This is a genomic window from Aeromonas sp. R4-1 (assembly GCF_040908325.1).
In the GTDB taxonomy this organism is placed as follows: domain Bacteria; phylum Pseudomonadota; class Gammaproteobacteria; order Enterobacterales; family Aeromonadaceae; genus Aeromonas; species Aeromonas veronii.
This window is the reverse complement of the sequence record NZ_JBFODM010000088.1, coordinates 1-25,290: the sequence shown is the minus strand read 5'-3', so window position 1 is coordinate 25,290 and position 25,290 is coordinate 1. Positions and strand designations below refer to the sequence as shown.

Annotated in this window: 24 protein-coding genes; 2 read left to right on the top strand and 22 right to left on the bottom strand. The window is 58.4% G+C overall.

The annotated features are described in order from the left end of the window. From mreD to AB5Y90_RS16375, 20 genes are all read right to left on the bottom strand, one after another. On the bottom strand, positions 1 to 486 hold the full coding sequence (gene mreD / locus AB5Y90_RS16470) for a rod shape-determining protein MreD (protein ID WP_005340054.1): 486 nt from the start codon (positions 484 to 486) through the stop codon (positions 1 to 3). Next, positions 486 to 1,376: a rod shape-determining protein MreC gene (gene mreC / locus AB5Y90_RS16465; RefSeq protein WP_270905492.1), complete on the bottom strand. Its 891-nt coding sequence runs from the start codon at positions 1,374 to 1,376 to the stop codon at positions 486 to 488. Before mreC ends, mreD begins: the two co-directional genes overlap by 1 nt. Positions 1,377 to 1,418: 42 nt before the next feature. Beyond that, positions 1,419 to 2,459 (bottom strand): rod shape-determining protein, encoded by a 1,041-nt coding sequence (locus tag AB5Y90_RS16460; protein WP_005340051.1) that lies wholly within the window; start codon positions 2,457 to 2,459, stop codon positions 1,419 to 1,421. A gap of 204 nt (positions 2,460 to 2,663) precedes the next feature. Continuing rightward, the gene (locus AB5Y90_RS16455; protein WP_368167299.1) at positions 2,664 to 6,389 is read right to left on the bottom strand and encodes a DUF6701 domain-containing protein; all 3,726 of its coding nucleotides are present in this window, start codon (positions 6,387 to 6,389) and stop codon (positions 2,664 to 2,666) included. Further along, positions 6,386 to 6,871, bottom strand: a complete 486-nt coding sequence (locus AB5Y90_RS16450; RefSeq protein WP_368167297.1) for an MSHA biogenesis protein MshP — start codon at positions 6,869 to 6,871, stop codon at positions 6,386 to 6,388. Before AB5Y90_RS16450 ends, AB5Y90_RS16455 begins: the two co-directional genes overlap by 4 nt. Continuing rightward, entirely contained in the window at positions 6,861 to 7,715 is an 855-nt protein-coding gene (locus tag AB5Y90_RS16445) for a PilW family protein (protein WP_368167296.1), read from the bottom strand. The genes AB5Y90_RS16450 and AB5Y90_RS16445 overlap by 11 nt, the downstream gene beginning before the upstream one ends. Beyond that, positions 7,715 to 8,311 carry a prepilin-type N-terminal cleavage/methylation domain-containing protein gene (locus tag AB5Y90_RS16440; RefSeq protein WP_368167294.1) on the bottom strand — a complete coding sequence of 199 codons (597 nt, stop codon included), beginning with the start codon at positions 8,309 to 8,311 and terminating at the stop codon, positions 7,715 to 7,717. The genes AB5Y90_RS16445 and AB5Y90_RS16440 overlap by 1 nt, the downstream gene beginning before the upstream one ends. After that, positions 8,298 to 8,795 carry a prepilin-type N-terminal cleavage/methylation domain-containing protein gene (locus AB5Y90_RS16435; RefSeq protein ID WP_368167292.1) on the bottom strand — a complete coding sequence of 166 codons (498 nt, stop codon included), beginning with the start codon at positions 8,793 to 8,795 and terminating at the stop codon, positions 8,298 to 8,300. The genes AB5Y90_RS16440 and AB5Y90_RS16435 overlap by 14 nt, the downstream gene beginning before the upstream one ends. 56 nt (positions 8,796 to 8,851) lie before the next feature. Beyond that, positions 8,852 to 9,289, bottom strand: coding sequence for a prepilin-type N-terminal cleavage/methylation domain-containing protein (locus tag AB5Y90_RS16430; protein WP_368167290.1), 438 nt, complete (start codon positions 9,287 to 9,289; stop codon positions 8,852 to 8,854). A 14-nt stretch (positions 9,290 to 9,303) separates the two neighbouring features. Further along, positions 9,304 to 9,975 carry a type II secretion system protein gene (locus AB5Y90_RS16425; RefSeq protein ID WP_368167288.1) on the bottom strand — a complete coding sequence of 224 codons (672 nt, stop codon included), beginning with the start codon at positions 9,973 to 9,975 and terminating at the stop codon, positions 9,304 to 9,306. A gap of 77 nt (positions 9,976 to 10,052) precedes the next feature. Next, positions 10,053 to 10,514: a hypothetical protein gene (locus tag AB5Y90_RS16420; RefSeq protein ID WP_368167286.1), complete on the bottom strand. Its 462-nt coding sequence runs from the start codon at positions 10,512 to 10,514 to the stop codon at positions 10,053 to 10,055. Positions 10,515 to 10,830: 316 nt separating this feature from the next. Then, complete coding sequence (locus AB5Y90_RS16415) at positions 10,831 to 12,051, bottom strand: type II secretion system F family protein (protein ID WP_368167284.1); 1,221 nt, start codon at positions 12,049 to 12,051, stop codon at positions 10,831 to 10,833. Between the two features lie 3 nt (positions 12,052 to 12,054). Continuing rightward, on the bottom strand, positions 12,055 to 13,764 hold the full coding sequence (gene mshE / locus AB5Y90_RS16410; RefSeq protein WP_368167283.1) for an MSHA fimbrial ATPase MshE: 1,710 nt from the start codon (positions 13,762 to 13,764) through the stop codon (positions 12,055 to 12,057). 74 nt (positions 13,765 to 13,838) lie between these two features. Beyond that, a complete protein-coding gene (locus AB5Y90_RS16405; protein ID WP_368167281.1) occupies positions 13,839 to 14,918 on the bottom strand; it encodes a tetratricopeptide repeat protein in 1,080 nt (359 codons plus the stop codon). Continuing rightward, positions 14,915 to 15,805 (bottom strand): MSHA fimbrial biogenesis protein MshM, encoded by an 891-nt coding sequence (gene mshM / locus AB5Y90_RS16400; protein ID WP_193860616.1) that lies wholly within the window; start codon positions 15,803 to 15,805, stop codon positions 14,915 to 14,917. The genes AB5Y90_RS16405 and mshM overlap by 4 nt, the downstream gene beginning before the upstream one ends. 92 nt (positions 15,806 to 15,897) lie before the next feature. Beyond that, positions 15,898 to 17,646 carry a pilus (MSHA type) biogenesis protein MshL gene (gene mshL, locus AB5Y90_RS16395; RefSeq protein ID WP_103251125.1) on the bottom strand — a complete coding sequence of 583 codons (1,749 nt, stop codon included), beginning with the start codon at positions 17,644 to 17,646 and terminating at the stop codon, positions 15,898 to 15,900. A gap of 70 nt (positions 17,647 to 17,716) precedes the next feature. After that, positions 17,717 to 18,046 (bottom strand): MSHA biogenesis protein MshK, encoded by a 330-nt coding sequence (locus AB5Y90_RS16390; protein ID WP_005342886.1) that lies wholly within the window; start codon positions 18,044 to 18,046, stop codon positions 17,717 to 17,719. Then, complete coding sequence (locus tag AB5Y90_RS16385; RefSeq protein WP_113740377.1) at positions 18,039 to 18,686, bottom strand: MSHA biogenesis protein MshJ; 648 nt, start codon at positions 18,684 to 18,686, stop codon at positions 18,039 to 18,041. Before AB5Y90_RS16385 ends, AB5Y90_RS16390 begins: the two co-directional genes overlap by 8 nt. After that, positions 18,686 to 19,279: a PilN domain-containing protein gene (locus AB5Y90_RS16380; protein WP_005348605.1), complete on the bottom strand. Its 594-nt coding sequence runs from the start codon at positions 19,277 to 19,279 to the stop codon at positions 18,686 to 18,688. The genes AB5Y90_RS16385 and AB5Y90_RS16380 overlap by 1 nt, the downstream gene beginning before the upstream one ends. Then, entirely contained in the window at positions 19,279 to 20,142 is an 864-nt protein-coding gene (locus AB5Y90_RS16375; RefSeq protein WP_113740375.1) for an MSHA biogenesis protein MshI, read from the bottom strand. The genes AB5Y90_RS16380 and AB5Y90_RS16375 overlap by 1 nt, the downstream gene beginning before the upstream one ends. A gap of 87 nt (positions 20,143 to 20,229) precedes the next feature. Between AB5Y90_RS16375 and AB5Y90_RS16370 the strand changes: the two genes are divergently transcribed. Beyond that, positions 20,230 to 21,153, top strand: a complete 924-nt coding sequence (locus AB5Y90_RS16370) for a 1-aminocyclopropane-1-carboxylate deaminase/D-cysteine desulfhydrase (RefSeq protein WP_368167278.1) — start codon at positions 20,230 to 20,232, stop codon at positions 21,151 to 21,153. A gap of 76 nt (positions 21,154 to 21,229) precedes the next feature. Here the strand turns inward: AB5Y90_RS16370 and AB5Y90_RS16365 are convergent, their stop codons facing one another. Beyond that, on the bottom strand, positions 21,230 to 23,158 hold the full coding sequence (locus tag AB5Y90_RS16365; RefSeq protein ID WP_368167276.1) for an EAL domain-containing protein: 1,929 nt from the start codon (positions 23,156 to 23,158) through the stop codon (positions 21,230 to 21,232). A gap of 504 nt (positions 23,159 to 23,662) precedes the next feature. Between AB5Y90_RS16365 and AB5Y90_RS16360 the strand changes: the two genes are divergently transcribed. Beyond that, positions 23,663 to 24,439 carry a hypothetical protein gene (locus AB5Y90_RS16360; RefSeq protein WP_368167274.1) on the top strand — a complete coding sequence of 259 codons (777 nt, stop codon included), beginning with the start codon at positions 23,663 to 23,665 and terminating at the stop codon, positions 24,437 to 24,439. Positions 24,440 to 24,570: 131 nt separating this feature from the next. On the opposite strand, the gene AB5Y90_RS16355 is transcribed toward AB5Y90_RS16360, so the two are convergent. Continuing rightward, positions 24,571 to 25,290 (bottom strand): IS5 family transposase (locus AB5Y90_RS16355; RefSeq protein ID WP_368167272.1); only part of this gene is annotated, 720 nt, incomplete at its 5' end.

Genomic DNA, 25,290 nt, shown 5'->3' with positions numbered 1-25,290 from the left:
TTACCTGATATTGAAGCGGCGCCGCACCTTGCGCAGCACCAGAAACACCCAGGGCCATATTAGCATCGTCGTCAACGTCGACCAAAAGTAGGAGAAGTTGAGGCTGGCCTGGCTGAACAGATGCTCGGCCCAGAATACCGTCATTTTACCCACCAGCGAGAGGCCACCGATGATCAGTGCCTGCTGCCAGAGGGAGAAGTTGCGGATCTTCTGGAACTGGAAGGCCGCCAGATAGGTGGTAATGGCCATCGCCATCGCCCGCACGCCGAGGGTGCTGCCAAGCAGCACATCCAGCAGCAGGCCCGCCACCCAGGCGGTGCCGACGTTGGTCCGGTGCGGCAAAGCCAGTGCCCAGTAGATGAGCACCATGGCCAGCCAGTCCGGACGGAAGGGGTCAAATTCAAAAGGAAGCGGCAGGATCGACAGGCTCAAGGCCAGCAGGATCGAGATCCAGATCCAGATCCTGCCGCTGGCGGGTTCTAGCATTAGCGGGTGGCTCCTGCGGCGGACGCAGCGGGAGCCGCCCGTTCGCCATCCTCATCATGTACTTCAGGCTTCTTGTCGGTCCACAGCAGCAGCAGATAGCGCAGTCTGTCCAGCTCCACCAGCGGCTTGGCCTCGACCTGGGCAAAGGGCTTGCCCTCCACATACTCGGAGCGGGTCACAGTCGCCACCGGATAACCTTCCGGGAAGCGGCCACCCAGACCGGAGGTGACCAGCAGATCACCCACCTGAATATCGGTATTGCGCGGCAGGTTGCGCAGCTCAAGCTTGTCGAGCTCGCCACTGCCGGAAGCGATGGCGCGCAAGTCGTTGCGCAGCACCCGCACCGGAATGCCGTGGCTGGAGTCGGTGATCAGCAGCACGCGACTGGTGGTGGAGCCCACGTGGAGCACCTGACCAATCACACCCTGATCGTTGATCACCGCCTGACCGTTGTAGACGCCATCCAGCGCCCCCTTGTTGATCAGCACCTGATGGCTGAAGGGGTCGGAATCCACCGACAGCAGCTCGGCCACCATCTTGCGGGACTCCTTGTGCACCGGCGAACCCAGCAGCTCACGCAGCCGCTGATTCTCGTGTTCCAGCTGATCCATTTTGAGCAGACGGGCACGCAGGGTAAACAGCTGTTGCTCCTGCTGCTTGGTCTGCTCGATAAGATCGGCACGGGTCTGCACCTGGGTCGACATGGTGTCAAGCAGGGTGCCAGGCGCATTGGCCATGTACTGCAACGGACTGACTAACGAACTGAGGTAGACGCGGACGTGGCTGAACACACCGAAGCGGGAATCCGCGACGATGGCTGCAATGGAGATGATGACGGCGAGAAACAACCGTAACTGAAGCGAAGGGCCTCTACCAAAAATGGGTTTCATGGGTCGTCAAAAAAGAGCCGGCACGCTGGCCGGCTTTGGGTCTTATTCGTAGTGGAACAGATCGCCACCGTGCATATCGATCAGCTCCAGCGCCTTGCCGCCACCACGGGCCACACAGGTGAGGGGATCTTCGGCAACGACCACTGGGATACCGGTCTCTTCCATCAGCAGACGGTCGATGTCTTTCAGCAGGGCACCACCACCGGTCAGCACCATGCCGCGCTCGGAGATGTCGGAAGCCAGTTCCGGCGGAGACTGCTCCAGCGCCACCATCACGGCAGCCACGATACCGGACAGCGGCTCTTGCAGCGCTTCCAGGATCTCGTTGGAGTTGAGAGTGAAGCTACGCGGTACACCTTCGGCCAGGTTACGGCCGCGCACTTCAATCTCGCGCACCTCTTCACCCGGATAGGCAGAGCCGATCTCGTGCTTGATGCGCTCGGCGGTGGCTTCACCGATCAGGCTACCGTAGTTGCGACGGACATAGCTGATGATCGCTTCGTCAAACTTGTCGCCACCGATACGGACGGACTGGGAGTAGACCACACCGTTCAGAGATATGATGGCTACTTCGGTAGTACCACCACCGATATCAACCACCATGGAGCCGGTTGCTTCGGAGACCGGCAGGCCGGCACCGATGGCAGCAGCCATAGGCTCGTCGATCAGGTAGACCTCACGGGCACCGGCGCCCAGTGCGGACTCCTTGATGGCGCGACGCTCAACCTGGGTTGAACCGCACGGTACACACACCAGCACGCGCGGGCTGGGGCGAAAATAGTTGTTGTCGTGAACCTGCTTGATGAAGTGCTGCAGCATCTTCTCGGTCACGTAGAAATCGGCGATCACGCCATCTTTCATCGGGCGGATCGCGGAGATGTTGCCCGGGGTACGGCCCAGCATCTGCTTGGCGGCATGGCCAACGGCAGCGACCGATTTGGCGTTCCCGCGCTCTTGGCGAATGGCGACAACTGAGGGTTCGTTAAGGACGATCCCTTGATCTTTTACATAGATCAGGGTGTTGGCAGTTCCCAAATCGATCGACAGATCGTTGGAAAAGACGCCTCTGAGCTTTTTGAACATGGCTACGGGAAATCCTAAGAATTTGGAGGTGCAGAAAACCGGCTAACTTTACCAATGCCCACCCCAATGGGCAAGCGCTCAAACTGTCGCCAATCAATCAGGCGCGACAAAAATGCGAGTCATCACTCACTCGCACGCGCTTGCAAACACTAATAAACAAGGATTTAGGGGGATGCTGTTGAGCCAGCCCCCCTTTCACATCATTCAATGCAATACTTCGCGCCGATAAATAATTCTGTCATTACCCCGGCTGGAGCCGAACCTAGCCTCGCCCTGCAGCGTAACCGGGTCAGATAACCAGAGCGGCTGCGACGGCTGATTTGCCAAATCAACCCGGTAAGGGATCCTGACATCCACATGGGGGGCAGAGAAATGAAAGATGATCTCGCCTTGTTTGGCCGTGGCTGAACTGGCCGCCTGCAATCCACTGAGCGTCAGGGTACTGCTATAGGGCTGGGGTACCTTACCGCTGACCTGAAAAGATGAGCTCGCACTGTTAAAACTGATTTTGCGATCTGGGTCTGTCGGCTCAATCAAGGGCAGTGGGTCGAAGCCATCATTTGCCAACGAAAGCTGAGTACAGCTGTCCTCGTTGTTGGTCACCCATCCGCTCGGTTCAAAACGCTGCATCAGTAACGTCACCGGCAACTCGGCACTGTTCACACCACGATTTTTCCCGGCCAGCAGGCGGCCGAAGTAGGCGGTCATGGGCACGCTGTCAATCAAGCGGGCATTACAACTGCCCCCACTGCAATTACCGGCCACCGCATCGTTGAAATCGGGGTTGGCAATCAGCGTTCTGTCGCCATCGTTATCCCTCATATACAGGCCAAACAGCAAAGACTTATAAGGACCATCCGGTTGGGTGCCAGAGAGGCGCATAAACTCACTGCTCCCGGTCGTCAAGGCCGCCCGACCATTGAGCCATGGCAGCGACTGCAGACTGCGCAAGCGGCTCGACAGAGATTGACCATCCCTGTTATTGGCCACCGAGAGGTAGCCCTCGCCCTTGGCAAAGGGTCCCGTATAGTTCTGGGTCTGCCCACCCGTCATGTTACGGGCTCGCACATCCAGCGCAACGCCGAAGGGCTGGCCCATATAAGAGAACGCATTGCAGGCCGGTATGATGTCGCCACTGGCCAGATTGAAGTCGGCGGGAATAAACCGCCCCACCGGCTGGCTCTGGGCCGATGGAATCGTGTAATTGAAGTAGCCGTTGGCTGGCGGGGTCGCCGTCATCCGGAACACTCCCACCTCGCTCACAGTCTGATTAACGCTGTTGAGACTGTTGGTCGCCGCCACATGGTTGTAGGTGGCCGATCCCAGCGTGGCATTGGTGCCCGGATTGGGTGCCACCAGGGTGCTGCCCAGACCGATTCCGCTCAACACAAAGTTGGGTGTGGTCTGGTTCCCACTGCAAATATCCCCATCATTGGCCGACTCCCAGGCCATCGCCTTGATATCTACCTGGAACGTTTCCCCCGCTTTTTTGAATACCGGACAACTGCTGTCACCTGCCGCGCAGACCCCTTGCGGGGGCGTGATGCACAGGCCGACCGGACGTGCCACAAACTGATCCGCGCCTAGCATCACCAGACCGGCTTCACTGCCAGTACCATCATAGCTGGCATCCAGCTGCACCTTGCCCGCATCCGGATAATTAACCGTGATGGTCGACTGCCCCTGCGCATCGAATACGAGGGAGAGCGGCGTTGCAGCACCCTGACTGGTACCGAGCACACTATTGTTAACGCTCATCTTGCTGTTGTAAGCGTTGCTGGCCGGAGAGATATAACTGCTCCAGAACTTGACGCTCTTGGTTTGGCTGGCAAATCCCGGCACACACTGCTTGGTCACATCGCTCTTTTTGACCGCCTTGATGGTCACCGTCTGCGGCTGACTGGAATAGGTATCAGGCACATCAAAGAAGAAGCCGCTATCGGCAAAATTCAGGGTGCAAGCTGCTGCACTGGACGTGCCAGCCCCGGCCTTGCACAAGGTGGTACTGAATGGCTTGGTCGTCGGATTCGAACCGGCAACGCCGATAGTCACCGCGGTCGGCGTATTGTTGCGCAACTGCACCTTGGTCGAACCGCCGCTGAAGGTCACCGTATTGCCGCCAATCCAGCCATTGCTGGCAGATGTCGGCGTGAGGCTCAATGTGGCGGTCACCGGGTCGGTGATCAGCGCGGTGCACGCGGCATTGGCGCAGGCTTTCACCGTCACCGTTTCAGGGTTACACGTCAACGGCTGGCCGGAGTGTTCGAGTCGAAAGTGGTCAATTTGCAGGCCAACCGGGTTGGATTGCAGGGCACAAATCTGCACGTTGTCGAGTTCATGGATGTTCGTTAAACCACCCGTTGAACCGGTCAGCGAGAGCAAAAAGTCACTCGGCACCTGAGCCTGACCACTCTGGTTCTGGACATTGAACCCATCGATCAGCGTGACATAACCACTCCCGCTATCGCGCTCCACTTTGATCATGGATTGTCCGCTGATACGTGAATCGATGGTCAGCTGATATTTGTGATTGGCACCACCATTGCCATCCACACCAGGATTCAAACAGTTCGTATTTATATTGGTTGTCCCATCGTTACAGGTCCCTTTCAAATACCGGTAACCACTCGTGCCCGACCCCGACCCTCGAATAGCAACGGCTTGTCGACGCCGCCCAACATTGTATGTGCCCCCCTCCCCTGAATAGTTGCCATACTCATCAAAACCAATACCCAGCCAGCCACCGGCGAAACCGGAAATACCCGGTTTGAAACCATAGCCTAACGGCCCACCAAACGCGCCCGGTTGAGGGGTGACCTTGGCATCAGAAAGCACGACAGCCATCCCATCAGCCCCGTTGCCCCCATAGGCATAGTGGTTAAAGGTAATCGTCACCAGATTGTTGGCCGCAGGAAACAGACGTTGATACGTTGTCGATGTTGACTGGTTGCCAACCGCTTGGGTCAAACGCAAGCGACCACCGACAATAGAAGGGGTGAATGAGCCGCTGCTGGTTTTAACCACCCAATCATCACTGAGTGAACCTGATGAAAAATCATCGTTAAAACAGGTTAACGGGGGAGGGGCAAAGGGGCTGTCATTAATCCGGGACTGCCCCTCCATAAACAGGTAACGGCTGGTGGTCCGGCCATTTATGATGGCACTATTGTTCAATGAAATCGTTTTATCCGCGTAAACATAACCCGTCACCTGGCTGGAGCCGGTCAATGTCAGATTGTTGTAGGCGATCAGCAGCAAGCTGTTGTGAGCCGAGATATTCACCAAGCTATCGCTGATGGTTGCACTCTGGTTGACAAAGATCCTCGCATTTCCTTGCAACACAATCTCCCCCCCTTGAACGAGGGATAGCCGATCGACCCAATAGTCGCCCTCGGTCAACACCAAACGAGCACCACTGCCAATTGCCAGCGATTTGAACCGGTATTCGGAAAAGTTCGAGCTGGCACTGACGGTGCAGCGGGCATATAGCGTGACAGAATCATATTGGTTGCCGCTGCGTCCCAGCGTCAGATTGTCACCATTATTGCAGTACCAAATGCTACCAGCAGCACCATTACTGCTCAGAAACTCATTATCGCCATTCGTCGCCAGCCCCCGAATATCCCTGTTCGTGACGGTGCAGTAACGGCCATCGCCACCGATAACGGAATCACATCCCAGCGGGGAGCGCTCATAGTAGGCATTGATACCACAAAACGGCAGGGCATTGCCTTGCGTCCCATTGACCCGGCTGGTGTTGTATTGCCGGAATTGGGGGGGGGTTATCTGATGACATGTATTGTTATTGTTACCATGATGGCCCTGTGCCACCGCCGGGAAATAGGTGGCAATATCGACCGGTTCGAACGCAGCAGCACAACTGGCTACCAGCGTCAGCGCACTGGCCACCAGCATACTTTTGCAGGTCATGGCGATCCCTCCTCAAAGGCTTCCACCATCATCGAACGACTGACAGCAAAGTCTGGGTTGGCACTGTTAAGATCGGTGGTACCGGTGGTACCGGTGGTACTGCAGGTTCCGACACTCTGTAACCTGTAGCCTGTGCTTTTCTGGGTGTTATAGGTCACCGGTACCTCCTGGCAACTTACGGCTACCTGACAACCTACCAAGCCAGGATTGCTAAACTGAGGCGGGGCCTGCACCACGCTACATCGATCCGCAGGTGGCGCGGCCGGTCTGTTAGGAAAAAGCTGGTACAGGGCAATCTCCAGCCCGCTCTGGGCAGCCAGCAGGGCCCGCACACTGCGCACCTCCACCGTGTTTTTCTCGCTGCTGTCCGTCAGCAGGCGACCCAACGCCGCCGCCAGCAGCGCCATCACCACAATGACAAACAGGGCGATCATCAGGGCACTGCCCCCTTGCCGTTTGGGCGTCAGCATTTTAGGGAACATTAAGCACCCCTATCTTGTGGTTGAAGGTGACCGACTCGCCCTTACGCTCGAAGACGAAACGCAGGCCAAACTCCCCTTCGGCATTAAACGCCGAGGTTTCCCGATAGAAAGCACCAACCCGCAGTGAATCCGCCATCAATACGCCTTGCGCAGGTAAAGGAGTACCAATGGCCGCGGCGGCGCGGGTGAGCGTGCCGCCCTCCACACAGTAACGTACCTGCTGGTTGGCAAAGTAGACCCGACTGCCGGGAGAGAGGCCATCCAGTGGCGCATCGTTATACCCTATCGTTTGGGCGCCAGAGATCACCGGGCCCACCGACTCAACCAGCGCCACACAGCGACCATAATCACAGCGATCCTTTATAGACTGCACACCAGTGGAAACGGGTTGGGGAAACACCACCAACCAGTCCTTGTTCCGCTCAACCGCAACAGGCGGTGCCACCATGACCAACTCAAGTGTGGACGAGGAGCCAGACGGGCGATTGAGGGCCAGATAGCGCCCTGAGTTGCTGATAGGCCAGAACCGCAGGCAAGAACCTTGATCCAACCAGTTACCGTTTTGATCTTCAATGCGTTCCGAGCCCGGCACCGCATCACGTAGCTCGCGGTTAAGCCGCTCCATAGCGAAACGGGCATCGCTCATCAGCTGCTCACGGCTGCTGGCATCGCCGTAGATCTGGGTGCCGATACCGATAAACTGGCTGGTAAAGGTCGCCATGATCCCCAGCAGCAGGATCACCATCACCAACTCGACCAAGGTAAAACCCTGGGTACGCGGTAAGTTGGTGCTGAGCCTGCGAAGCCCAACACCGAAATTCTGGGTTGGCACAGACTTGCCCATCAGTAGTTCCCCCGATAAAAGGCGAAGTCGAGCACGCTCTGATCCGGCAGCTTTATCTGCAATAAAACTCGCTTGCCGATAGACTCCGCCTTAGAGCCTTGGCTGCCAAACAGGTTATCCGGCGTAACGGCGATCCTGACCTGATAGTTGCGATACTCATCGCTTGCGACCTTGGAGTCAGCTTGCGTAAAGAATGCCGCCTCAATCCACTCACCGTTCAAACAGCTAACCTCATCCCAGCCCTTGGCACAAATAGCGCTGGTCTGATAATCATCCACATCGTTAAAGGTGTAGGGCTCCCGTTCATCCACATCCGGGCCATAGCTGGTCGAGCAAGCAGGAATGATGACATTGGTCACCGTCTCGCCACAACGGTAGCGACCACCGTTATGATCCGACTGTTCATCAAACGACTTTTGCAGGATCTCGCCAGAGAGGCGTTGGGCCAGTTGGGCAGCGCGCACCTGCTGCACCGGATCCACCGCTTGCGGCGCCTGATTGATCAGCAGCCCCAAGATGCCCGTCAGCGCCACGGCCAGCAGCACTATGCCAACGATCAGCTCAATCAGGGTAAAACCGCGCTTAAGGGATCTCATGAATAAACCCCTCTGACTCAATCTTGATACGGCTAGTTTCGCGACCATCACTCACCAGCAAGGTACAGCCGGTGGCGCAGCTAATGCCTAGCGGTCTGCCCATCTGATCGAAGCGCAGCACGAAGTTGTTGTTGCTGTTCAGGGAAATAGTGATTCCGGCAGAGGCGGTCACCAGCCGACCACGCGCCTCCAAATTGGCATTCCAACCGCTATTGGTATCCAGATCATCGCGATCCGGACACGCCTTATAAGTACGGTGGGCAAAACGGGGAGAGGCGACCACCAACTGGGTGCAGCGGTCGGCCGGTTCATGCATATTGATGGTCTGTACCAACCGCAGCCGGGTCAGCAGTTCGTCACGCACTGTGTGAGTTTCAAAGCCGCCTTTGCCCAGCCATTTGGGCACGGCAAAGGCGGCCAGAATCCCGAGTAACAGGATCACCAGTACCAGTTCAATCAGGGTAAAGCCCTTGGTTGCAGGCATGGAGGTTCTCATCAGGGAAAAGAGAAAGCGAGGCCGAAGCCTCGCCTTTTTTATCATTATTTACCGCATTCAGTACTTACTGCGATGGAGGGAACGCCACCTGCAGCAGTAATAGTATTCGCATAAGTCACAGCACACTTACTGTTAGGTTCGTTGCTGGGTTTAAAAGTACCAGGAGTACCAGATACTTCACTCCAGCCATCCAGAGCAACAGTTTTACCTGCATCTGTGGTGAGTGGGTAACCAAATTTGGTGTTAACTGTGGTTCCGGCTACAGAAACAGCACCAGAGGTACCCTCAATTCCCAGAATTGCAGCTTTGCTATATACCAACTGGGAAGAGCTTTGCAGAGATGCTTTGACACCATCTGCAGCTGCTTTACGAGCATCATCCTGCAGATTCAGGAACTTGGGTGCAGCGGTGACCGCCAGAATACCCAGAATGATGATCACGATAACCAGTTCGATCAGGGTAAAACCCGCCTGTTTTTTCATTTCACTTTCCTCTGTTAATTAATATTGGTGGTCACCTGACCGGAAGCCGGACGGTAACTGAAACTCATAAATGCATCAGTCTTGCCTTGCGGATCCTGATACTTGCCATCACTGCCCTTACTCAAACTATTGACCAAATAGTAACGGCAGACCGAATCCAGTCCATTACTGCTCACTGTGGCATAGTATTTCAGGTCATTGCCGCTACCGCGTACTTCATTGAAGTTGGCCGTAGCCTTGGGCGGGTTTTGCAGTAACCCCTCCCAAATATTGAGACAACGTTCGGCGGTCAGATTAGCCGGATCCACATCGGGATTACCACTGGCAACGGTATCCATCGGATAGCCGGGCGACAGCTCGCCGTTGCTGATCTGGCTGTCAGTCGGAGTAGTCAGATAGAAGCGGCTGCCGTCATAGAGCACGGTATTGAGACTGTCCTGTTTGGCGCGACCTTCCGCCTCCCATTGAGCCCGCACCAGTGAAACGCCGGTAGCAAAACCGCCAGAAACCCCCTCCACGCTGGCCTTTTTCGCTTCGTCGGTCACATCGAGAAAACGGGGCAGCGCCGTCACCGCCAGGATCCCCAAGATCACGATAACGATCACCAGCTCAATCAGGGAGAAGCCGGCTGCCTGTCTCATCATCCCCTGTTCCGGCATTGTTGGTGCCATTGGTTTCATTGTCATGCTCCCTCCGTAATGCCCCGTATTATTTCATGCATACCTAAAAAAATCATGTAGTTGGGTCATATGATTAGTTTCATTCAAGGCTTTTTCATCACCCGCCCGTCAGAAAACTGATAAATCAACCAATAACCATCCCACCCCATCTCGCACCCACTGCCATCGGGGCGGGCCAGAACCTGCAGGGGAGGCATGCCCCCCTTCGTTTCACCCATCAGTGCCAGCCACAACTGACGGCAATTTTCTGATGGGGATTGCAGGGGCAATAACCCCAGTGGCCAACCACGCTCATCAAATTGCCAGCCATGTCCTGCGCTATGCAGGGTGTCGGGGCGCCGCTCATCGAGCCAGATACCGTGCAAACGCTGCATCCGCTCGGCAAATTGCTCCCCCAGCAGAGTGAGCGCCAGTTGCTGCGCCTCTTCCCGGTGGCCCTGATAGCTGCGCACCAGGGTAGCGACGATCACCATCAGCAGGATCACCACAGCGATCCGCCGATATCCGGTCAGCCAGCGATCATCCTGCTGCGTCTGTCTGCTCATCCCGTCCTCGACTCCACCGCCCTGTTGCCTCTTACGACGCGCATCATGTCTCACCACTCCGGCGTGAAGATGCCGAGTTACTTGCCTCTTACGGCTCCCATCACGTCCCACCACTCAGACGTGAAGATATCCAGTTCCAGCAAGATTACTTGCCACGAACCGCGCCCATCATGTCCCACCACTCAGGTGTGAAGATACCGAGTTACTTGCCTCTTACTGCGCTCATCATGTCCCACCACTCAGGTGTAAAGATACCGAGTTACTTGCCTCTTACTGCGCTCATCATGTCCCACCACTCAGGTGTGAAGATACCGAGTTACTTGCCTCTTACTGCGCTCATCATGTCCCACATGGGCGTAAAGATACCAAGCGCCAGGATCAGCACCATCACCGCCACAATCCCGATTAATATCGGCTCGATCCGTGCAGTGAGGCTCTTGAGGTCATAATCCACCTCCCGCTCGTAATACTCGGCCGCTTCATGGAGCAGGTCGTCCACCTGACCGGTCTCCTCCCCCACGGCGATCATCTGCATCACCAGCGGGGTAAACAGGCCGCTGTTGCCGGCGGTGCGCAGCAGGCTCTCGCCCCGCTCGATACCGGCGCGCATATCCCTCACTCGCCCCGCCATCCAGGCGTTATCTACTGCATCGGCCACCAGGGTCAGCGCCGTGTTGAGCGGCACGCCGGCCTTGAGCATCATGGAAAAACTGCGAGCAAAACGGGCCAGCAGGGAGCGCTCTATGATGGTGCCGACGATCGGCAACTTGAGCTGCCAGCGGTGCCAGGTCAGCTTGCCCTTGGTGGTGGCGACCCAGCGGCGCCAACCGAACACTATCCCCGCCAGAATGGCGAGCAGCAGCCACCAATAGTTGACAAAAAAGTGCGAGGTGGCGAGCAGAATACGGGTCGCCAGCGGCAACTCCACCCCGAATTTGGCAAACATGCCGGCAAAGACCGGGATCACCATGATATTGAGGATCACCATGGCGATACCGATGGCGATCATCACAAAGCTGGGGTAGCGCATCGCGGTCTTGATCCGCTTGCGGGTCTCCAACTCCAGCTCGAAATAGGTGGCGAGCTGCAAAAAGGCCTCTTCCAGCTGACCGGTATTCTCACCCACATGGACGATGGCGACGAACAGGCTGCTGAATACCTTGGGGTGCGCCTGCATCGAGCTGGAGAGCGGACGACCGTTGCCGAGATCTTCCCCCAGCGAATGAAGCGCCCGCTTGAGCGGCTTGCTGTGGGTGCTCTCCTCCAGTCCAGCGATGGCACGCAGGATCGGGATCCCGGCCCGGGTCAGGGCATACATCTGGCGGCTGAAAATCACCAGCTCGTCCAGCTTGACGCCCCCTTCCAACAACAAGGACCAGTCGATGGCAGCAGATTTGGCCTTGCCCGGTTTGAGCTCGGTCGGCATCACGCCACGGCGCATCAGCTGTTCGGCGGCCGCCATCTCGCTGGCCGCGTCGACCACGCCACTGGTGGCGTTGCCCTGGCTGTCACGCCCCTTGTAGGCAAAGTTAGCCATCGCTTACCCCAAATCCTCAGCCAGCCTGAGTACCTCATCCACCGAGGTGATCCCCTGACGGGCATAATCGAGGGCAGTGAGGGCCAGCGGCCGGTAGTGTTCGTGTTGACGGGCCGCCCTGGCGAACCCTTCCGCATCGTTGCGGCGCAGGGCATCCATCATCGGCTGATCCAGCTCCAGCAGCTCGTAGACCCCGATCCGGCCGGAATAACCGGTAAAGTTGCAGCTCTGGCAACCCCGTCCCTTGTGATAGATGTGCTGACCGGGCGCCTCGCCGGAGAGCACGGTCAGCCAGGTGGCCTGCCCCTGGTCCGGCGCTGTCTCGCAGGCGCAGTGCTCGCACACCCGCCGCACCAACCGCTGGGCCACCACCGCCCGCAGGGCGCTCGCCACCAGATAGCCGGGCGCCCCCATGTCGATAAGGCGCAAGGCACTAGTCACCGCATCGTTGGTGTGCAGGGTGGTCAGCACCAGGTGACCTGTGATGGCACCACGCAGGCCGATCTCCACCGTCTCGTTGTCCCGCATCTCCCCCACCAGCAGGATGTCCGGATCCTGACGCAGGGTGGAGCGCAACACGTGCGAAAACGTGAGGCCTATCTTGGGGTTGACCTGCACCTGATTGACGCGGGGCAAGCGATACTCCACCGGATCTTCGACCGTGATGATCTTGTGGCTGGACTGATTGAGCTCGGAGAGCGCGCCATAGAGGGTGGTGGTTTTGCCGCTGCCGGTCGGGCCGGTCACCAGGATCATCCCGTGCGGCCGTTTGAGCTGGCGGCGGAAACGGGTCAGGATCTCCGGCGGCATGCCGGTCTCGGTCAGTGACAGGATGCCGGAGGATTGATCCAGCAGACGCATCACCACCGACTCGCCATATTGCACCGGCATGGTAGACATCCGCACATCCACATCGCGGCCGCGCACCTTCATGTTGAAACGGCCATCCTGCGGCAAGCGCTTCTCGGAGATATCGAGCCCGGCCACCAGCTTGAGGCGCAGCACCAGCGCCTGAGCGATGCGTACCTCGTTGAGGATATTTTCATGGAGGATGCCGTCGATCCGCTGGCGAATGCGCAGCACCTTCTCATCCGGCTCGATGTGGATATCGGAGGCCCCCACCTGCACCGCGTCTTCAAACAGGGAGCGCAGCAGCTTGGCCACCGTCGCCTCCCCTTCGTCATTGGCCCCCAGATTGCTGGAGCCCAGCTCGAAGCCGGAGTCCTGATACTCCTCCTGCAGCTGTTCGGCGAAGCTCTCGATCTCGCGGGTGCGGCGATAGAGACGGTCGAAGTACTCCAGCAGTTGCCCTTCCCGCGCCACCGCCAGCCCCATCTCGCGGGGGCTGAGCAGGGCGGCGATGGCATCCAGTGCGCTCAGATCGGCCGGATCCGACATGGCCACCGTCACCTTGTCGTCGGTAAGGTTGACCGCCAGCGCCCGATAACGGCGCGCCTGCACTTCGGGCAGCAGCGACACCGCGGTGGCGTCGATGGTGAGGTTGTTAAGATCGAAGAAGGGCACGTCCAGCTGGCGAGCGAGGAACTGCAACAGCTGTACCTCGCTGATAAAGCCGAGATCGATCAGGGTGGTGCCCAGCTTGCGGCCGGTCTGGCGCTGCTGCTGCAGGGCAAGCTGCAGTTGATCATCAGAGATGATCTGCTCTTGAACCAGCAGGTCGCCGAGGCGCATTTTCAGTCTGGGTTGTGCCATGTTTGCTCCGATCTCTGTTACTTCACACCCGTTGCCGCATCCGATTAGGCTTCGCTAATCAAACCTGCTGTTTATCAAGGGGTTAGTTGGCCAATTCGTTGTTGCAGCCAGTTGGTCGATGCCTCGCCCAGGTTGCCGTGCAGCAGGGCGTTGCGATAGGCATCGAGCGCCCGTTGGCTGTGACCCTGACCATCCTCGGCCACACCGAGGCCAAGCCACCAGCGGCCCTGATCCGGCTGCTGGCGCAGCAGCTTCACATAGAGCGCCGCCGCATCGGCATTCTGACCCAGCTCCTGGGTCAGCCCGGCCCAAGTGGCGTAGTAGTCCATGTTGCTGGCAAGATCCGGCTGGTAACCGGACAACCAGCCCAGCGCCTGCTGCTGCTGACCCTCGCTCATGGCAAGGCGGGCCAGCAGCAGACGAAAATCGGCCTGCCGGGGATCGAGCCGGATCCCCTCCTCCAGCAGCTGACGGGCCTCGGTCAGGCGCCCCTCGCCGTAGAGCAGCCCCGCCAGCTGCTCGCGCGCCCGCTGGTTATAGGGATCGTGGGCCAGCACCTGATAGTAGTTGTCCTGGGCATCCCGCAGGCTTCCCTTGGCCATGGCGGTGGTCGCCTTGCGCTCCGCCAGTGCCGCCAGCTCCCTGGCTGACAGCTCAACCGTCTCGATCTTCAATATGCCCGGTTTGCGCGGCGCGCTGGCGACGGCCTGCTGCTCTGCCGCCAGTTCGGCGTAAAGCTCGGGCTGCAGCTCTTCATCGGTCGGCTCGGACTCGTCAAATTCACTGGAGGCATCGAAGGGGGCACCGTCGGCCGTGTCACCAGAGTCATGTTCCCCGACCTCATCATTCACCTCATCCTGATTTGGCAACGGCAGCGCGGCCGCCACCTCGACCGGCTCGGGCTGGCTGACGGGCGCGGCGGCCCTTGTCACCACATCGGGGGCGATCACTTCGCTGGTAGCCGTGACGGTATGGGTCTGCTGCCAGTAGATCCAGGTTCGCCAACCGAGGATCCCCAGTGCCAGACCGCAGATCAGGGTCAGCAGCAACATCCACCACCCCTGCTGGCGCGCAGGGGCAATATAGACGGCAGCACCTTCGGATCCTTGCTGGCGCCGATCCAGATCTTTCAGCATCTGGTTGATAACGCTCATGGCCAGACTCCATAAGCCAGGGCGCACCCCAGCAACAGTAACAGGGGCCACCAGCGCCGTGGCGCAAAGCGGCTGGCATCGTCGGTATCGCGAATGGCGAGCCGTACCAGATGGCTATCGATCTGACGCACACCCTGACCATAGGCCAGCATCAGGCACTTCTGCGCCAGGATATTGATAAGTCTCGGGATCCCTCGCGATGCGCGCCACAACAGACGCATGGCTCGACCTGCAAACAGCGGTGCCCCGCGGTAACCGGAGACCTGCAATCTGTGCTCCAGATAGGCGCGAGTCTCGTCAAAACGCAGCGGCCGCAGGCAGTAGGAGAAGCCAATCCGCTGGCGCAGTTGGCGCAGATGAGGCTTGGCCAGTCTGGCATCCAGCTCCGGCTGGCCGAACAGCACGATCTGCAGCAGCTTGCTCGATTCGGTCTCGAGATTGCCGAACAGGCGGATCGCCTCCAGGGTCTCGTCCGGCAGCGCTTGCGCCTCGTCGATCAGCACCACCACCCGACTGCCCTGCTGGTGCAGGCTGATCAGGTGACGATGGATACGATCGGTCAGATCCAGCTCGCTCTGATCCCGTACCGCCAACCCCAGCTCCAGCGCCAGCGCGATGCGCAGTTCGGCCGGAGTGAGGTGGGGATTGGGCAACCAGGCAAGCCGCACCGGACGCGCTTCCGAACCCAGCTCACTGAGCAACTTGCGGCAGAGCAGGGTCTTGCCGGTACCCACCTCGCCGGTCACCTTGATAAAGCCCTCCCCCTGCGCCAGCGCCCAGTTGAGCACCTGCAGCGCTTCTTCGTGAGGCGGCAGGCCGTAGTAGAAGCCGGTATTGGGAGTGAGGCTGAACGGTGCCTCCTGCAGGCCGAAGTGGGTCAGGTACATGAGACCTCACCTGCCACGGCAAGCAAGCAGCCTGTGCTGGCAAGGCAGCACAGGCCGTTCGGGATAAGGGTGACCGCATCTGGTGTCATGGGTCAGCCCTTGGCCGGATACCACTTGTCGAGCAGCTCGGAAGAGCGTTGCAGCTCGTTTTGCCAGGTATCTTTCTCCACCACGGTCGGTTTGAGCATGATCACCAGCTCCACCTTCTTGGTGCTCTCGCGGCGGTTGGTAAAGGCTTCACCCACCCAGGGAATATCCCCCAGCAGCGGCACCTTGCTGACGATCTCCTGCTTGTCGGTCTTCATCAGACCGCCGATAACGATGATGTCACCGTTATTGGCCTGCACCACGGTATCCGACTCGCGGATCGAGCTCTTGGCGAGCGGCAAGGTCATCTTGCCTCCCGTGGTGCCCAGATCGATGGTTTTGTTTTGTTCTTCGGTATCAATCACTGACGGATGGATATGAAGCAGCACCTTGCCCTCTTCATCGATCTGTGGCGTTACGTCCAGCGCAATACCGGAGAAGAAGGGTGTCAACTCAACATTTGGCGTCCGCTCAGTCCCTGTTGTGGTTGAGGTAATCGTCGTCGTCGCATTGGTGACGAAGTACTCGTCCGTCCCGACCTTTATCACAGCCTTCTGATTGTTTGTCGCAGTGACACGGGGGCTGGAGAGGGTATTCACATCCCCCTGAGTCTTGAGCAGGTTGACCGCCACATTGAAGTTGCCGTCAGTAATAGTGAAACCAGCCCCCCCACCAATTGCGTTAAAGATCGGATTTACTGCACCAACCAGACTCTCGCCAAGGGATCCTCCCCCCTTAAGCAGGTTATAGGTCTGCTGACTCTCTGGGATATTAGGCGCCATCAGGTCTGGCTGAGCCACCTTGGGAATACCTTTATTTCCATCCCAACTAGCTGTCAAACCGCTCCAATCTACCCCCTGCTCATAACCTTCACTAAGAGCTACTTCCATAATTCGCGCTTCGAGTACGACCTGACGTTTTAAATGACTTTCGGATTGAGTCAGGAATTCACGGACTGCTTTTAGCTCTTTCGGATAGGCGCGAATAGTGACCAATCCTGCCTGTGGGCTGGTGATGACAGCCCGACCATCACCATTTCCAATCAGTGTTTGCAAAGTGTCACGTAAGTCGGTCCAATAATCACTGTTGGTATCAGTCTCAATCTGGGTACCATTCGATGTGGTTTGAGTATTGGTATTACTCGAAATACCTGTGCCATTCTGGCTAGATGATATTTCGGTATTGCTGTTGGAATTCAACCCGCTGTTGTTTGAGTTGTTCTCACTAGAAGTCACCCCGCCGGTGCTGACCGAGGTGCGGGAGAGGCCACGACGGGACATCATCAGGTAATTGACCGGGATGGTTTCGGTTCGCAGACCCGCCGGATAGATATGGAAGACATTGCCCTTGCGCTGCACGTCGAAGCCGTACATGTCGCCCACCACCGCCAGTACCTCTGGCAGAGTCACATCCTTGAGCTCGACGGAGACCAGCCCGGCCACCCCGGGGTGCACCGCCACGCTGTAGCGGGAGCCCTTGAACAGGGAACCGAAGAACTCCACCGCCTCCACGTCGTGAGCCGCGATACGCAGCCGCTTCTCCGGCATGCCGACCGGCATCTGCGGCCGGTTCAACTGCAGCAATTCACTTTGCACCGATTTGGGCAACGCGGTCAGAGGGGCAGCCTGTTTCTGCTGTTCGTTCATGGCCTGTTTGAGGGCATCCTTGGCCTGGGTCGGCTCGGGGTGCTGATACGTGGTACAGCCTGCAGCCATCATGGCCACGGTGATCAGACAGAGACGGTGTTTTTTCATGTAATTAGGGCACCCTGACTTGCAATTAAACTCGATAAAGCCGATTCACCTCTCGAGAGGCAAGCACGACTCAAACCCGGATCTTGCTGGCAAACAGTGTTACCGCATGGCGTTTTCCCGCCTTTTCCAGCACCACGGCATCGGCATTGATGGCCACCAGCGTATAGCCGTCCACCTGTTGCCCGACCCGATAACTCTTGCCATTGAGTACCGCCAGTGCTGGGCCATTGCCCAGCACCACACTCTGCAGCTTCGGCAAACCGGCACTGCTCTCGCCAGTTGCACGGGCGCCAACCGCCACATCCGCCAGTGGCGCGGTGGGATCCTGCAATACCTCGACCTGCTCCGCCTGTACCAGCAAGCTGAACAGGCAACAGCACAACGCAAACACTCTAGCCACGGATAAACTCCTTGCTGGTACTCAGGGTGTAGATCTCCATCTCCACCACAGCGCCGGGATAGGCTTTGACCTGATAGTCGAACTGCTTCCAGTAAAAGTGGCGCGGCAAGGCTTCCAGCGCCTTAAGATATTGATACACATCGAAATAGCCGCCTTCAAGCTGAAGCCGGATACCATGCTTGTAGAGATTGACCTTCTGCTCTCCCGCCATCAGCGGAGTCGGCTCCAGCGAACTGAGGGCCAGCATGTGAAGGTTGGCGGAGCGGGAGAGCAGCGCCTCCAGCACCAGCGGCATCTCGTGCGCCGGGATCAGATCGACGGTCTGGGCCTTCAGCTCATCGTCGATCCGGGCCAAATCCGCCTCGACTTGCGCCAGCTGGTCGCGAACTCCCTGATTGGGATCCCGCTTTAGCCGGGCCTGTTTGCCGAGGTTTTCCAGCTCCATGATTTCGAGGTCACGCTCGGCGGCGCTCAGGGCCATGCGATCCTGCTGCAGGCGGGTATCAGCGCCATCAAGCCAGCCGTAGAGTCCGGCCGCGCCCAGCAGCACCAGACCGGTCAGCAGGATCAACACCCGCTCCCGCTGGCTCAACACGGCGATACGCTGGCCCCATGCCTGCCATTGTGTTTTCAGGTTCATCAGGGTTTCTCCCGCGCAATGCCGCTCAACTGGAAGGTCAGGCGACCCTCCTTGTCACGGCCGAGGGTCAGTTCACCAAACTCCTTGCCTACCAGACTCGGGGTCTGCTTGAAGCGGTTGACCCAGGCCGGTACATCCTGACTGCGTCCGGCAAAGCCGGAGAGGTTGATCCGCCCTTCGTTGATCTCGATGCGCTGCAACGAGAGGTTGCTGTTGCGAATGCGGGAGAGATCCGCCATCACGCTGGCGTAGCCCTGGGATTTTTGCAGGGTCAGGCTGCCCAATTGGCGCATCAGCCCCTGCTTGGCCGTCAGCTCATCCTGCTTGTTGACCAGTTGCTGTTGTAGCCGGGGATCTGCCTGATGGCGCGCCAGCTCGGCATCGAGCCGCTGCGCCTCGCTGCGCTTGAGTTCCAGCTCGGCAGAGCGCTGCGCCAGCGCCCGGCTGACCTGCTGCTGCTGCCAGCTGTAACCGACACCCGTCAACAGGATCAGCAACAGCGCAAAGCCCCATACCAGCGCCATCTGATTGAGGCTGGCCCACTGTCGCTTGGGGCGAAACTCGGCGCCATAGAGGTTTATCTGACGTTTCATCACGCGTCCTCCCCGATGGCGGCGGCGTAGGCCGAGAGGTATTCGACGCCGGCCAGGACCGCCTTGTTGGCCATGGCGGAGACGGCAAAGCCGAAGGTCTGCTCCATGTGGCGCACTAGGGTACCGATAAAGGGCGAGGCGACGGCAAACTGCATCTGCCCCAGATCGGGCAATTTCAGCTGGCCCGCCAGATAGTCGAGGGAGCGCTGGATCTCCAGCGCCAGTGAATCGAGCAGCATGCTGTCCGGCTCATGTTCGCCAGTCAGGCTGGTAAAACCGCGCAACTGGCGGGAGAAGCAGAGCCCGCCCTGATGGAAGACCAGCAGTTGCAGATCCTGCCCCTTGGGCTGCCACAGCAGCATGCGCACCGTCTCGTCAGCGTCATAGAGAGAGGTCAGCGCCAATTCGTCGCTGATGATGGATTCCAGGGTAGCGATGCCGTTGATGGCATCGGCCAGCTGTTGCACCCGGCTCTTGGGCAGGCAGATCACATTGATGCGCGGACGACCGGCAGGCGGGGTGGGCAAGTCCACATAATCCATCGCCAGTTGCAGCACGGGTTCGCTGACATAGTCCTTGATGGCCCAGGGAAGCGCCCCCGCCATCTCGGCGTCAGGCACGGCAGGCTTGTCGATCTGGATCTGTTGATAAAGGCTGGCGGCGAGGGCCACCCGCACCGTAGACTTGGCCAGCCCATGACGGCTGAACAGCTCGTTCATGGCCACTGCCCACTCCTGTGGACCGTTGATGGTGCGCGTCGCGAAGACGGGGGGATTGCCCACCGCAGCCAGCATGATCCTGTCATTGGCCAGCAAGAGCCCGACCTGGCGGCTTGGCGTCGACCGTCTGAACAGTTGTTTCATGTAAGCCCGCCCATCAGTAGTGATTAAATGTATGAAATATTAACATAAACAGCAGATTAGCCTCCAGATTAAAAGACGGACTCACCATTGCAAGCCAGCCTTTCCGCCGAATCAGAGGGTCAAGCCATCCTCCCTTCCCCCCTGCAACGCCTCCACCATCCGTTGCTGACCCGCTATGGTGTCGAGCTGTGGTGCAAGCGGGATGATCTGATCCATCCGGCCATCTCCGGCAACAAGTGGCGCAAGCTCAAGTACCACCTGCTGCATGCCAAAGAGCACGGCAAACGGCATCTGCTCTCGTTTGGCGGCGCCTACTCCAATCATATCCACGCGCTGGCGGCAGCGGGGTGCCAATCTGGTCTTCGTACTACCGGTATCATACGGGGCGAATATGACGCCGTCAGTAACTCTACCCTGCGGGATGCCCGGCGCTGGGGCATGGATCTCGTTTTTGTCGACCGCCAGAGTTACCGGCGACGACAGGATCCCGACTGGCTGGCCCAATTCGATGCCCCCGATACCCTGATCGTGCCGGAAGGAGGTAGCAGCCCGCTGGCCATCCCCGGGGTGGCGGAACTGGTCGGCGAAGTGCCCTTCTCGCCGGATCTCTGGGTACTGCCCTGCGCCAGCGGCGGCACTCTGGCGGGCCTGATCGCTGGCAAACAGGATCGGGAGCAGATCCTCGCCATTGCGGTACTGAAAGGAGGCGGCTTTATCGCTGACGAGGTGTGTCGCCTCCATCCCGCGGCTGCCAGCATCCCCGGTTGGCGCATCGCGCTCGATCACCACGATGGTGGCTATGCCAAATTCAGCCCGGCCCTCTGGCAGTGGGTACAGGATTTCAGCGCCACGACCGATCTGCCCCTTGAGCCTATCTATAGCGGCAAGGCAATGTGGGGACTGTTTCGCGAGCTGGCGGCAGGCCGTATCGCCCTCGGCAGCAAAATCGTCTTCATCCACACCGGCGGTATGCAAGGGCTCGCCGGGCTGCGGGAGCAGGGGCGACTGTGAGCCCCGCCTGACGGCAACCGCAAACAGCATCGCAAGCAAGAGAGGGTCGCCCCAAGGCGACCCTCTCTTGTTTATCTCAATCACCAGCCGGTTCCAGCACCAGCCGCTGGGGCTCGGCAAACCAGGGCCCCTGCCCTGCATGCACCCCAAGGTGGCGCAGCATCTTCCACTCGTCGCCACTCTCCACCCCCACTGCCAGCACCCGGGTGCGAGTATTGGCACAACCGCCTACCAGACTGCGCACCGCCATCTGGTTGACCTGACGGGCATGGATCTCCCGCACCAGGCTGGGGTGCAGCTTGAGGAAGTTGATCTCGAACTCCTTGATGTACTGGGTGCTCACCACATCCTGACCGGCATGATCGATGGCCAGCTGGCAACCCAGCATCCGCAGGGAGCGCAGCGGCCGCTTGAGCGCCTCGAAGTGACGGGTCACCTGGGATTCGGAGAGTTGCAGGATCAGCCGCTCGTTGGTGCTGCGCGGCAGCTGGAACAGGGCGAAGAAGAGCCAGCGCTGGAACTCGCGGTTGAGCAGGCTCTGGGCACTGAGGGTCAGGCTGATGGGGCAGCTCTGCTCGGATCGTTGGCGCAGCAGGGTGAGGGTCTGCTCCGCCACCAGCCGATCCAGTTGCAGCAACAAGCCCACCTTCTCCGCCATCGGCATGAAGATCCCCGCCTGCAAAGCCCGTCCCTGCTCGTCGTGCAGATAGGTGAGCAGCTCCTGCTGCAACACCACCTGCCCCCGATCCTGCTGGATCGGCTGAGTGTAAAATTCGATGCCGTGCTCTTCGAGACGGCGGCTGATCAGGGTGCGCCAGCGTACCGTCCCCTTGCTGCTCTGCTCTTCATCCAGCTGCTTCTCGTAGAGGAACCAGCCGTTGTGGCCCTGCAGGCGGGCGCTCTTGAGGGCCAGCTCAGCCTCCTCCTGCACCTTGAGCAGGCTGTCTTGTGCCTGATAACAGACGGCGCCGAGATAGACCGCTGTCTCAGGGTTGACCTCCTGCGGCCAATGCAGCCGTTGCAGGCTCTTGAGCAGCTGGCTGGCGCTATCCACCATCTCGCTCTCGGACATATTGGGCAGCAACACCGCAAAAACCTGACCGGCGTAGCGGGCCTGCAGGGCGCCGTTGTGTTTTCGCACGAAGGCACCTATGGTGGCGCTCGCCTCCATCATCAAATCGTGCCCCAGCAGCTCGAACTGATCGGCCTCCAGCTCCTCCAGACAGGCGAGATCGATCAGCAGCACGCCGCCGCTCATCACGCTCGCCTCCATGATGGCGCTCTCCAGCCGGTTGTCGAAAAACAGCCGATTGCCGATGCCGGTCATCTTGTCGACAAAGGCGTTGCTGCGAATGAAGTTGTCGAAGCGGCTGCGCTCCTTGCGGGCATCCGCCAGCTCGGCGAGCAGATGATCGAGAGCCTGACTGGCGGCCACCGGCCACTCTTCGGCGGGGTCATGACTCAGTTTGGAGAGTTTGTCATCGAGGATCAGCTGGGCGCGAATGCCCAGCAGCTCGGCCCCGCGCAGCTGCTGGCGCAGCCAGCGGATGGAGTACCAGAGACCGAACACCACGATAAAAATGCCCAGCGAGATGCCGGACATCGCCTTGATGGAGTATTCCGCCTCCTTGAAGGGGCGCTCCAGTTTGAAGTTGGCCTGCATGCCGGCCTGATGGGGCAGCGGGTGGCTGTATGGCACCAGCAGCTGTTCGTCGACCGGATTGCGCACATCGCGGAACCAGTAGACCCGCTGGTTATTCTGGCGCACCTCCAGCTCTACCACATGGGCAGCCCGCAGCAGGGTTGGCAGCCAGTGGCCCATATCTTCCATGTCGTGAGCAACATCGAGCTGCTTGTCGATCACTTCGACCAGCGCATCGACCTTCTTTTGCTGCAACTCGATGCCCAGCTCGCGAAAGCTGAACACCCCGCCAATCAGCACGGTCGCCATGGCTGCGATCACGCAAAGGGTGATAAATGAGACAAGCTGTGTAGTGAGTTTCATGCGCCTTTCCGTATGCCCAGCATCATCCATGTCGCCTCATGGTAGCAGCGGCGATCGGGCCACAGCTATGGATGAAGATCCCGCTTCTGCAATTTAAGCGGGCAAGCATAACCCAAAGCAGAGCCAGAATACCAAGGATGACGGGCTACAGACGCGGGAAAGAGCGGGATGGCAGACAGAAAAATGGTCCCTCAAAGGGGACCAAAAGGAACACTCATATCAAAACTAACACTCTGTGCTACTGACAAAAAACAGATACAGGAGTATTGAACACACGGTGAGTCAAACCGCAGGGCTACTCTAATGCAGTTCGGATAAGCTGAGCAATTGTCATTTATGACAGGTCAGCGATTGAATCTAGCCAAAGTTAATAATAAACACATTTAAAATCATGCAGTTAAAAAATCAATCAACAAGTGTGACAACTCGGACTCAAATTGATTGCACTAATGCTCTATGATGGCTAAGTCCATTTGTGTCTCATGAAACTGGCAGGTACTTCCTTTGCGTAAATCACCCGTCTGGATCGCTCTGTTGCTGTTCGTCCTGCCTGTCGTGGGCAGCCAGTTTCTCGGCCTGTGGTTTGCCAAGCCGATGGCCTTTCATATGCTGGAAGAGAAGGTTGCCGAGCTCAAGGGAGCCATGGCCGTACGCCACCGGGAGCTGGATGCCGCCATCAACAAACAACTGGCACAATTTGAGTTCAACTGCGGCGCCAAAGACATGGAGTTGCTGCGCGATCCGCGCTTCTACAGCGCTCATATCCGCCTGCAAGGGTTGGAACTCGCCTCCGGTAACAGCTGCTCCAGCCTGGGGGTGGAGATCCCGCTGATCAAAGAGCTCCAGAACAGCGGGCAGAAGTTCGGCAAACTGGGGATCACCGCCACCGTGGCCAAATACAATACCGAACAGGAGCTGGTGGCCTTTTACCGATCCGGTGACAACCTCGCCTACTGGGTGCTGGATAACAGCTGGAGCCACGACCTGCTGCAACACCCCTGCAGCCACTGCTTCTATCTGGAGTTCAGCCGACAGGATACCGATGCAAGCACAGTCCACTTTCCCCGTGGCGACAAGGAGATCAAACAGGAAGAGAGCAATATCAGCCTCAGTTTCTTCGATCCCAATGAACTCACCAAACAGACTGTCTGGGCGGGAAAAGCACTGGAGCAATATGCCCATGACCAACTCAATCACTACGGTCTCTGGTTCGGAATCGCGCTAGGCGCCCTGTTAAGCGTCACATACTGGCTGCTGCGCAGCTATGGAAAGTGCGAATAAGCAGGTCATTTCTTCCCAAGCTGGCTCGCTGATTAAAATTTCGCGGATCCGGGCCGATTGTTCTCCCGTAAACACCTCGAATTAGCCTATTTAGGCCGTTTTTTCGCCATTCCTGGCGTTATTTCCGGTTTTTAGTGAGATCTCTCCCACTGACGTATCATCTGGTCCACCCGAAACAGGTTGGCCAGGGTGAATAACATCGCCAGTTGGTTATCGTTTTTCTGTAGCCCCTTGTATCTGGCTTTCACGAAGCCGAACTGCCGCTTGATGATGCGAAACGGGTGCTCCACTTTGGCCCGGATGCGGGCTTTCATGTATTCGATGGTGATGGCCGTTTTGTTCTTGCGTGGATGCTGTTTCAAGGTTTTTACCTTGCCGGGACGCTCGGCGATCAGCCAGTCCACATCCACCTCGGCCAGCTCCTCGCGCTGTGGCGCTCCTTGGTAGCCGGCATCGGCTGAGACAAATTGCTCCTTACCGTGCAGCAGATTACCCAGCTGATTGAGGTCATGCTCGTTGGCCGCGGTGATGACCAGGCTGTGGGTCAGGCCACTCTTGGCATCGACACCAATGTGGGCCTTCATGCCAAAGTGCCACTGATTGCCTTTCTTGGTCTGATGCATCTCCGGATCGCGTTGCTGCTGTTTGTTCTTGGTCGAGCTGGGTGCCTCAATAATGGTGGCATCGACCAAGGTGCCTTGGGTCATCATGACGCCTGCTTCGGCCAGCCAGCGATTGATGGTCTTGAACAATTGACGGGCCAGTTGATGCTGCTCCAGCAGGTGGCGGAAATTCATGATGGTGGTGCGGTCCGGCAAGGCGCTATCCAGGGATAACCGGGCAAACAGACG